Here is a 6,205-nt window from a genome sequence, read left to right as displayed (position 1 = left end):
TCCTGCACGGTCGCCGTCACCGCGGCGTCGACGATCGCGTCCTCGAGCGCCTCCGCGGCCGCGTCGTCCAGCACGGTGTGCAGGTCCGCGATCTGCCCCTGCAGCACCTCGATGCGGCGCTCCGCGTCCGTCAGCTGCGCCTCGGTGCTGCGCAGCGCGAGGCGCAGCAGCTCCGCCTCGTCCGGCTTCGCCTTCGGTGCGGGCGCACCGGCCGCGGTCGCCTTCGCCTCGGCCTTGTCGGCCGTGCGCGCGGCCTTGTCGGCGGCCTTGCGAGCCTTCTTCGCCTCCCCGACGAGCGCGGCGGCCTTCGCCGCGGCCTTGGCCCGCGCCTTCGCGGCCGCCTTCTTCTCGCGCTCCTTCTCGTCCTTCTTCGACGACTTCTTGGACTTGGCCATGCGTGCTCCTCCGGGTCGGGAACGGGTCGGCGGGTCGCCGGGGGTCACGCTAGCGACGCCGGGTGAACACGCGCGGATCCGGATCCCTCTCGCGGACCCGGATGAGGGAGGCGACACGCCGCGTCCGCATGCATCGGACGCGGGGTGTCGCCCATTCCATCCGGATCCGCGAACGGGGTCAGCGGAAGCGGGCGCCCCACTCGGCGGAGGCGCCGGCCGGCGAGAGCGCCTGCGGCACGTCGGCCCCGTCGCGCAGCTCGTCCGGCAGCAGCCAGGCGGGGGCGTCCTGGTAGGCGACCGCGCGCTGGTACCGGCCGATCGCGTCCGTGCCGACGCTCGTCGCGTCCGCGGTCGTCGACGGCCAGGGACCGCCGTGCTGCATCGCGGGCGTCACCGCGACGCCGGTCGGCCAGCCGTCGAACAGCACCCGCCCGGCGGAGGCGGTCAGCGCCGCGACCAGGTCGCGCACCGCGTCGTCGGGCTCGCCGCGCTCCGCGGCTCCGAGGTGCACGCCCGCCGCCAGCACCCCGGGGAACAGGGCCGCGGCAGCGGTCAGCGGCGTGCCGCGCGGCACGGTGACGACGACTGACAGGGGGCCGAACGCCTCGTCCAGCAGGTGCTCCCGCCCGGAGACGAGCGCGCCGAGGCCGATCGCGACGACGGTGGGCGTCGCGACGGCGACCCCGTCGGCCCCGACCTCGACGCCGCCGTCGGCCAGCACCCGCACGCCGTCCGCGCCGAGGATCTCGTCGCGCCGGGAGGCGTAGCCGGCCGAGATCGGCGCGGACAGCAGGCGCTGCCCGGCGACCGCGCCGGCCGCCTCCGCGATGCGGTCGTCGAGCCCGTGCCCCTCCGGCACGAGGAGGAAGCCGGGCTTGGTGCACAGCTGCCCGGCCGAGCCGGAGACGCTGGCGACGAAGCCGTCGGCGATCGCCTCGCCGCGCTCGGCCGCGGCGGCCGCGGTGACGAACACCGGGTTCACGCTGCCGAGCTCGCCGTAGAAGGGGATGGGGCGCGCCCGGCCGGCGGCGATGGCCGCGAGCGCCTGCCCGCCGCGGACGCTGCCGGTGAAGCTCGCGACCGCGGTGCGGGGGTCCCGGAGCGCGGCGACGCCCGCCTCCTCGCCCTCGATCAGCTGCAGGGAGGCGGTGGGCAGGCCGGCGGCGGCGAGCGCCCCGGCGACGATCGCGGCGGTCCTGCGGGACAGCTCGGGGTGGCCGGGGTGCGCCTTGACGACGACGGGGCAGCCGGCCGCGAGCGCCGCCGCGGTGTCGCCGCCGGCCACCGAGAACGCGAACGGGAAGTTCCCCGCCGCGAACACCAGCGCCGGGCCGAGCGGCACGCGGGTCCGGCGCAGGTCGGGCCGCGGGCCGAGCGCGAAGCCGGGATCCGCTTCGTCCAGCCGCACGTCGAGCGCGGTGCCGTCGGCGGCGACGTCCGCGAGCAGGCGCAGCTGCACGGCGGTGCGCCGCAGCTCGCCGGTGAGCCGGGCGGTCGGGAGGCCGGTCTCCCGGGCGCCGATCGGGATCAGCTCGTCCCCGGCGGCCTGCAGCGCGTCGGCGGCCGCGACCATCGCGGCGGCGCGGCGCGCGCGAGGCAGCGCCGCGAGCAGCGGGGCGGCCTCCGCCGCCCGGGAGAGGGCCTCGGCGGGATCGAGCGGTGCGGGGAGGTCGGCCATCAGAAGGTGAATCCGTTCGGGAAGTGGTCGGTGGGGTCGAGCACGTACTCCGCGCGCCCGGTCACCCAGGCGCGGCCGGTGATGGTCGGCACGACCGCGGGCCGGCCGGCGACCTCGGTCTCGGCGACGAGCCGGCCGACGAAGCGGCTGCCGATGAAGGACTCGTTGACGAAGTCGGTGTGCAGCGGCAGCTCGCCGCGGCTGTGCAGCTCCGCCATCCGGGCGGAGGTGCCGGTGCCGCACGGCGACCGGTCGAACCAGCCGGGGAAGATCGCCATCGCGTGCCGGGACAGCCGCGCGTCCGACCCGGGCGCGATGAACTCGACGTGGTGGCAGTGGTCGACGCCGTCGATCTCCGGGTGGTGCGGCGGCGCCTGCTCGTTGATCGCGGCCATGATCGCGAGGCCCGCCTCGACGATGTCGCGCTGGCGCGACCGGTCGAACGGCAGCCGGACCGCGTCGAGGTCCACGAGGGCGTAGAAGTTGCCGCCGAACGCGAGGCTGTACGGCACCGTGCCGAGCCCGGGCACGTCGATCACCGCGTCGAGCCGGTCGGTCCAGCTCGGCACGTTCTCGATCGTCACCGAGTCCGCGTGCCCGTCGGTCACCGTGACGGCCGCGACGACGAGCCCGGCCGGGGTGTCGAGCCGGATCGTGGTGACCGGCTCCACCACCTCCACGAGGCGCTCCTCGACGAGCACGGTCGCGAGGCCGATGGTCCCGTGCCCGCACATCGGCAGGCAGCCGGACACCTCGATGTAGACGACGCCCCAGTCGCAGTCGTCCCGGGTGGGGCGCTGCAGGATCGCGCCGCTCATCGCGGGGTGCCCGCGCGGCTCGTCCATCAGCAGGTGCCGCAGGTGGTCGAGGTGCGCCATGAAGTGCAGGCGGCGCTCGTTCATCGTGGCGCCCGGGATCTCCCCGATGCCGTCCAGCACGACCCGCGTCGGCATGCCCTCGGTGTGGCTGTCGACGGCGCGGATCGTGCGGAGCGGCGTCATGCGGCGGGGGAGCGCAGGGAGGCGCCCGCGGCGAGCGCGCGCCGGGTGTCCCGCTCGATCGCGGTGCGCTGCGCCTCGGACAGCGGGCCGCGCGGCGGTCGCGTGACGCCGCCGGTGCTCTCGCCCGCGACGTCGACGGAGTACTTGATCGCCTGCACGAACTCGGTCCTCGAGTCCCACGCGAACACGGGCGCCATCTCCTCGAACAGCGTCCGCGCCTCCGGCACGCGGTCCTGCGACAGCAGCTCGTAGAGGCGCACCGCCTCGCGCGGGAACGCGTTCGGGTAGCCGGCGAACCAGCCGGTCGCGCCCGCGACGAGCGCCTCGAACAGCAGGTCGTCGGCGCCGGCGATCACGTCGATGTCGCAGAGGTCCCGGATCTCGCGGACGCGGCGCGCGTCGAGGGAGAACTCCTTGACCGCGACGACGTTCGGCAGCCCGAACAGCTCGGCGACCAGGTCAGGCGTCAGGTCGACCTTCGTGTCGATCGGGTTGTTGTACAGCATGATCGGCAGGCCGACCTCGTCCACCTTCGCGTAGTGGGTCAGCACCTCGGCGCGGTTCGCGCGGTACAGCGTCGGCGGCAGCAGCAGCACGCCGTCCGCGCCGTCCTCCGCGGCGGCCTCCGCCCAGCCGCGGGCCTGGTGCCAGCCGACGCCGTGCACGCCGGCCACCACGAGCCCGCGGTCGCCGACCGCCTCCCGCGCGGTGCGGACGACCCGACGGCGCTCCTCGTCGGTGAGGGAGGAGTACTCGCCGAGCGACCCGTTCGGGCCGACGCCCCGGCAGCCGTTGTCGATCAGCCACGAGCAGTGCGCCGCGTAGGCGTCGTAGTCGACCGCGAGGCCGGCCGGCGCGGCGTCGTCCGCGCGGAAGGGGAGGGTCGTGGCGACGATGACGCCGCCGAGGTCGAGATGCGCGGCCATGCGGGCTCCGATCGGAAGGGGTGCGGTCCTCGGTAATATATTACTCGGGCACGCCAGCCCACCACCCCGTGGTGTGGCCGATGTGGTGCCGCATGACGGCCTCGGCCGAGTCGCCGTCGCCGGCCTCGATCGCGTCGAGCAGGTCGCCGTGCTCGGCGGCCGACGCGGCCAGCTCCTGCGAGCCGACGAGCGCCGCGAGGCCGGGCAGGCGGGTGCGGCGGCGCAGGTCGTCGACGACCGCGGTCAGCATCGGGTTGCCCGCGAGCGCGGTCAGCTCGATGTGGAATCGGCGGTCCTCCTCCAGGTACGCCTCCAGCTCGCCGGCGTCCGCGGAGTCCGCGATCCGGCGCGCGGCGTCCCGCGCATCCGCGAGATCCGGGCGCAGCGCGGCGAGCGCCCGCATCGCCGGCGGCTCGAGCAGCTCCCGCACCGCGGCGACGTGCTCGGCGTGCGACGGGTCGACCGCCGTGACGACGAAGCCGCGGTTCCTCGAGGGCTCGACGAAGCCGCGCCGCTGCAGCTCGAGCACGGCCTCGCGCACCGGCGTCGCCGAGACGCGGAACTCCTCCGCGAGCGCGGGCACCGACAGCAGGGTGCCGACCGGGACGACGCCCGCGGCGATCCGCGAGCCGAGCGCGCGCTCGATACGGGCGCGGATCGTGTCCCCGTCGGTCATCCCGTCAGCGTACGGACGCGCTGCGGAAGACTGGCGGGATGGCACTCGACATCCTCTTCCTCGGCGGCACGGGCATCATCAGCACCTCGAGCGTGCGGCTGGCGGTCGAGCGGGGGCACCGGGTGACCGTGCTGAACCGCGGCCGCACCTCCAGCCGCCCGATCCCGGACGCGGTGGAGCAGCTGACCGGCGACGTGTCCGACGCGGCGAGCGTCGACGCGGCGCTGCAGGGCCGCGAGTTCGACGTCGTCGCGCAGTTCCGCGCCTTCCTGCCCGACACCGTCCGCACCGACGTCGCGCGATTCACCGGCCGGACCGGGCAGTACGTGTTCGTCTCCAGCGCCTCCGCGTACCAGAAGCCGCCCGCCTCCATCCCGGTCACCGAGGCGACGCCGCTGAAGAACCCGTTCTGGCAGTACTCGCGCGACAAGATCGCCTGCGAGGACGTGCTGGTGGCCGCGGACCGCGACGACGACTTCCCGATGACGATCGTGCGGCCGAGCCACACCTACGACGACTCGCTGCTGCCGACCATGGGCGGCTGGACGGACATCGCGCGCATGCGCGCCGGCAAGCCGGTCGTGGTGCACGGCGACGGCACGACCCCGTGGACCCTGACCCACGCGGACGACTTCGCGGTCGGCTTCGTCGGGCTGCTGGGCCGACCGGCGGCGCTCGGGTCGGCGTACACGATCACGGGGGAGTCGGCGCCGACCTGGAACCAGGTCTACACGTGGCTGGGGCACGCGGCCGGGGTCGAGCAGCCGCACCTCGTGCACGTGGCGAGCGAGCGGATCGCGCGGGAGGTGCCCGACCTCGGTCCCGGGCTCGTCGGCGACAAGGCGTACGCGATGCTCTTCGACACCACGAGGCTGCGCCGGCTCGTGCCCGAGTTCGCGACGACGATCCCGTACGCCGAGGGCGCGCGCCGCCAGCTCGCCTGGTACGACGCGCATCCCGACGCGCAGGTCGTCGACGCCGAGCTCGACGCGCACTTCGACCGCCTGGCCGAGCTGGGGTAGCCCCTTCGACTGCATCTTTACATCTGTGGGTTTCGGCAATAACCTCACCGAAACACAGATCACCGGCAGCGGGGCCGGTGGAGGGACGCAGCCATGTACGCGACGGAGCGGCACGACCGGATCCTCGGCGAGCTCGAGCGCGCCGGCCGGGTCTCCGTCGCCTCCCTCTCCCAGGTGCTCGACGTCACCGCCGAGACGATCCGCCGCGACCTGGACGCGCTTGAGGCGACCGGAGCGCTGCGCCGGGTGCACGGGGGAGCCGTCCGCCGCTCCAGCCTGATCGAGCTCGGCATCGGCGAGCGCGAGCGCCGCAACACCCCGGCCAAGCGGGCCATCGCCGCGGCGGCGCTCGACCTCGTGCGGCAGACCGCACCCGCCGCGATCTCCATCGACGCGGGCACGACGACCAGGGCGTTCGCGGACCTGCTCGCCGACCACGTGCCCGCGGAGGGGCGGCTCGGCGTCGTCACGAACGCGGTGCCGATCCTGCTGCGCCTGCAGGACAAC

At 75.0% G+C, this 6,205-nt stretch carries 6 protein-coding genes and 1 pseudogene; 2 read left to right on the top strand and 5 right to left on the bottom strand.

What is annotated here, in order from left to right:
- The 5 genes and pseudogenes from ACFE60_RS16765 to ACFE60_RS16745 form a co-directional block, all read right to left on the bottom strand.
- A pseudogene (locus ACFE60_RS16765) lies at positions 1-395 on the bottom strand (hypothetical protein); the annotation flags it as partial.
- Between the two features lie 178 nt (positions 396-573).
- The gene (locus ACFE60_RS16760; protein WP_375389998.1) at positions 574-2,073 is read right to left on the bottom strand and encodes an aldehyde dehydrogenase family protein; all 1,500 of its coding nucleotides are present in this window, start codon (positions 2,071-2,073) and stop codon (positions 574-576) included.
- The gene (locus ACFE60_RS16755; protein WP_375389997.1) at positions 2,073-3,074 is read right to left on the bottom strand and encodes a proline racemase family protein; all 1,002 of its coding nucleotides are present in this window, start codon (positions 3,072-3,074) and stop codon (positions 2,073-2,075) included. Before ACFE60_RS16755 ends, ACFE60_RS16760 begins: the two co-directional genes overlap by 1 nt.
- Entirely contained in the window at positions 3,071-4,000 is a 930-nt protein-coding gene (locus ACFE60_RS16750; protein ID WP_375389996.1) for a dihydrodipicolinate synthase family protein, read from the bottom strand. The genes ACFE60_RS16755 and ACFE60_RS16750 overlap by 4 nt, the downstream gene beginning before the upstream one ends.
- 40 nt (positions 4,001-4,040) lie before the next feature.
- Complete coding sequence (locus ACFE60_RS16745) at positions 4,041-4,676, bottom strand: GntR family transcriptional regulator (RefSeq protein WP_375389995.1); 636 nt, start codon at positions 4,674-4,676, stop codon at positions 4,041-4,043.
- Between the two features lie 38 nt (positions 4,677-4,714).
- On the opposite strand from ACFE60_RS16745, the gene ACFE60_RS16740 reads away from it, so the two are divergent.
- Together ACFE60_RS16740 and ACFE60_RS16735 are read left to right on the top strand one after the other, a co-directional pair.
- Entirely contained in the window at positions 4,715-5,698 is a 984-nt protein-coding gene (locus ACFE60_RS16740) for an NAD-dependent epimerase/dehydratase family protein (RefSeq protein WP_375389994.1), read from the top strand.
- 93 nt (positions 5,699-5,791) lie between these two features.
- Positions 5,792-6,205, top strand: a 414-nt coding sequence (locus ACFE60_RS16735) for a DeoR family transcriptional regulator (RefSeq protein WP_375389993.1), incomplete at its 3' end; no start/stop codon positions are given.

This window comes from uncultured Amnibacterium sp., assembly GCF_964245895.1.
In the GTDB taxonomy this organism is placed as follows: Bacteria; Actinomycetota; Actinomycetes; order Actinomycetales; family Microbacteriaceae; genus Amnibacterium.
Note: the sequence above shows the minus strand (reverse complement) of the source record. Positions and strands in the feature narration are given on the sequence as shown.

Excerpts from the sequence above, each read along its gene's own strand:
- ACFE60_RS16750 (WP_375389996.1), bottom strand. The coding sequence starts at position 4,000 with ATGGCCGCGCATCTCGACCTCGGCGGCGTCATCGTCGCCACGACCCTC.
- ACFE60_RS16740 (WP_375389994.1), top strand. The coding sequence starts at position 4,715 with ATGGCACTCGACATCCTCTTCCTCGGCGGCACGGGCATCATCAGCACC.
- ACFE60_RS16745 (WP_375389995.1), bottom strand. The coding sequence starts at position 4,676 with ATGACCGACGGGGACACGATCCGCGCCCGTATCGAGCGCGCGCTCGGC.
- ACFE60_RS16755 (WP_375389997.1), bottom strand. The coding sequence starts at position 3,074 with ATGACGCCGCTCCGCACGATCCGCGCCGTCGACAGCCACACCGAGGGC.
- ACFE60_RS16760 (WP_375389998.1), bottom strand. The coding sequence starts at position 2,073 with ATGGCCGACCTCCCCGCACCGCTCGATCCCGCCGAGGCCCTCTCCCGG.